This is a genomic window from Variovorax sp. dw_308 (assembly GCF_019207085.1).
In the GTDB taxonomy this organism is placed as follows: domain Bacteria; phylum Pseudomonadota; class Gammaproteobacteria; order Burkholderiales; family Burkholderiaceae_C; genus Variovorax.
Genome location: NZ_JAATOM010000073.1, coordinates 1 through 2428 on the forward strand (window position 1 = coordinate 1; position 2428 = coordinate 2428).

Below are 2428 nucleotides of genomic sequence, written 5' to 3' on the forward strand. Positions count from 1 at the left end.
GCCGCAAATCATGCAGGTCACCCCCGACGCCTGCTGTGCTGCGTCGATCAGTCGGTCGATCTCCTCTGCGACCTGATCTCCCTTTTGGGTAGCAGTCCTCCACTGACTAGCGCTGAGTACAACAAGGATCTCATCAAGGATCTTGCGGTTCTTGCCGCCAACGCTGTAGTAGTAGCGCGCCGCACCGAACTTCTCCTTGGCTTGGACGAAGTGAAAGCCGCGCTTGTCGTCGCCCAACAGCGCGTCGATCTCTTCGCAGGTGCGAGCGAAGTCCGCAAGCCACCCGGCATAGAAGATCAAGCCGATATGGGGGCCTTCGAACATGTAGTCGAAGCGGGCTCTGAATTCTTCAATGCGGTTCATGTCTTGGCTCCGCGTCTTGCTCGATTGCGAAGTGGAGTACGCCGGGTGAGGCGGTTGATGGGGCTCGCCTGAGCAACTCTCCGAGCTCCGGTGACATCCGAATGTCCTCGCGAAAGTTGAGCGTTGTTCGTCCTTGACCATTTTTCGAAGCCCTTGAGCCAGCATGTTCAATGGACTTCTTGTCGTTTCGACAAAAAGTCGCGCGCTCCGCAGTAAGCTTCCGAAGCGACTCCACCTAGTGGACCTGACACCCCCGTCGCTTTCGCACTTCCCTCGCGCAGTAGCGCTTCCCCGCTTGTTTCAGATCCCCTTGGTCGGTCAGCTCGTCCTGCTTCGAATGTTAACTACATCCCGTGGCGTTTGCAATGGTGGCTTTTAGCTTGGTGGCATTCTTTAGCGTGGTGTTCGTGCGGAGGCACCGCGAACATTCCGTCTGATGGCTTCAACAACGAAAACGCGAAACGAACGCGATTACGTGCGCCTGCTTGGAGATGCAGTGCGCCATCGGCGCACTGCTCTGGGCTTTACGCAGGAGGACTTCGCACGGCACGTCGGCATTGATCGGGGCTACATGGGCGGCGTGGAACGTGGCGAACACAACCTGACTTTCAGAAAACTTATGGTCGTGCTCAAGGGCCTGCGCGCCCGCCCCGACGAGTTCTTTCGCGACATTCGCTTGGGAGATCGCGAGGCAGATGATGTGCGCGCACCTCCTCAAGATCGGCACGTCCGACGCGCGCTTGCCAAAGCAGCAGCCACCTACTCAGAAATGCTTGGCATCGCAGTGCTCTGGGAACGTGAGCGAGCTGGCTTCACACAGGAAAAATTTGCCTATCATGCGGGGCTAGCACGTAGCTACATGAGCGGCATCGAACGCGGCGAACGAAATCCGACATTCACGCAGCTCATGCGGATTCTCGAGGGCTTGGGAATCGAACCCTCGGAGTTTTTCCAGCACTTTCCGTCGCTCCCTATACGCCGCGCACAGCGCGAGCCCAACTGCTGAAGCGTGTACCCTAAGGATGCCGAGACGCAGACCAGCGTCTACCCACCACCCCGAGGCGCAACGAAGGTAATGAGGTTTGCCGCGTTCAGCTCGACACCCCGTCACACCCTGGGTTCCACACCACGTGCGACTCGCAACGGGAAAGGCTATTCGCGTTGCCGCAGACACGACAGGAAAGATCTGCTGCAGATCCCGGTCGGCGACAGCGGCATGGGCTGCGTTCGGCCCTCACCTCTCGTCTGCGGAGTCGAGTAAGAATGGGGCATGTCCAATGCATACGCCGCACTTAAATCCGAGATGGTCCGCATAGCACGGAGAGAGGTGCGATCAGAGACAGCGGTTTTCAAGAAAACCATCGGGCAGCACCGCGCTGCCATCTCGGCGCTGAAGAAGAAGATCGACGCGCTCGAGAAGGCGCCGCGTCAAACCCGCAAGAGCGCGACACGCGCTGATGCCGCTGCCGCCCGTCCGGGGGCAAGCGAGACGGTTCAGCGCAGGTTCAGTGCGGCGCGCCTGGGCGCACACCGCGCCAAGTTGGGAATGTCCGCCGCGTCATACGGAAAGTTGGTCGGGATGTCTGGCGCGTCCGTCTACCTCTGGGAAAAGGGCGAAGTCCGACCCAGTGCTGAAGTCATTGAGGCGCTGGCCAAGCTCAAAGAAATGTCTCGCGAGCAAATCGAAGAGAAGCTTTCGCAAGCCTGAATTCGTATCGCGCGACCCGCGCTGCAACTGGAAAACCTCAGGAGCTTGAGGAGCACGGCGGCTGTGCAATGGCAGGGCATTAAGGCGCACGAGTGCTTCCGACCGAAAGCAAAGCGCCACCAGGCGGCGTTGCGCGACCGGCGCTGTCAGCAGACTTCGCGTTCGACTCGCGCTCCCCGCCCCTTACGCATTCGTTGCGGCGTTGCTCCCCGAGAGAAAGATCCCCGATCGGGGCCTGTGGCCCCTCTCTGGCCGCCACGCCGCTCTGGTCGCGACAGACGACAAGGAGCCAATATTTACCGAACGAATCACTAATCTAAAAAGCGGCAGCAGCATCTACCGTCGGGACGGCCTTGG

General features: G+C 59.7%; 2 protein-coding genes and 1 pseudogene. 2 read left to right on the forward strand and 1 reads right to left on the reverse strand.

What is annotated here, in order from left to right; all coding sequences use genetic code 11:
- Positions 1 to 363: pseudogene (locus HCU76_RS36195) on the reverse strand (hypothetical protein); the annotation flags it as partial.
- Positions 364 to 799: 436 nt separating this feature from the next.
- Between HCU76_RS36195 and HCU76_RS36200 the strand changes: the two are divergent.
- Together HCU76_RS36200 and HCU76_RS36205 are read left to right on the forward strand one after the other, a co-directional pair.
- Complete coding sequence (locus HCU76_RS36200; protein ID WP_218512046.1) at positions 800 to 1369, forward strand: helix-turn-helix domain-containing protein; 570 nt, start codon at positions 800 to 802, stop codon at positions 1367 to 1369.
- A 264-nt stretch (positions 1370 to 1633) separates the two neighbouring features.
- Positions 1634 to 2071, forward strand: coding sequence for a DNA-binding transcriptional regulator (locus tag HCU76_RS36205; protein ID WP_218512047.1), 438 nt, complete (start codon positions 1634 to 1636; stop codon positions 2069 to 2071).
- Positions 2072 to 2428: the final 357 nt, after the last annotated feature.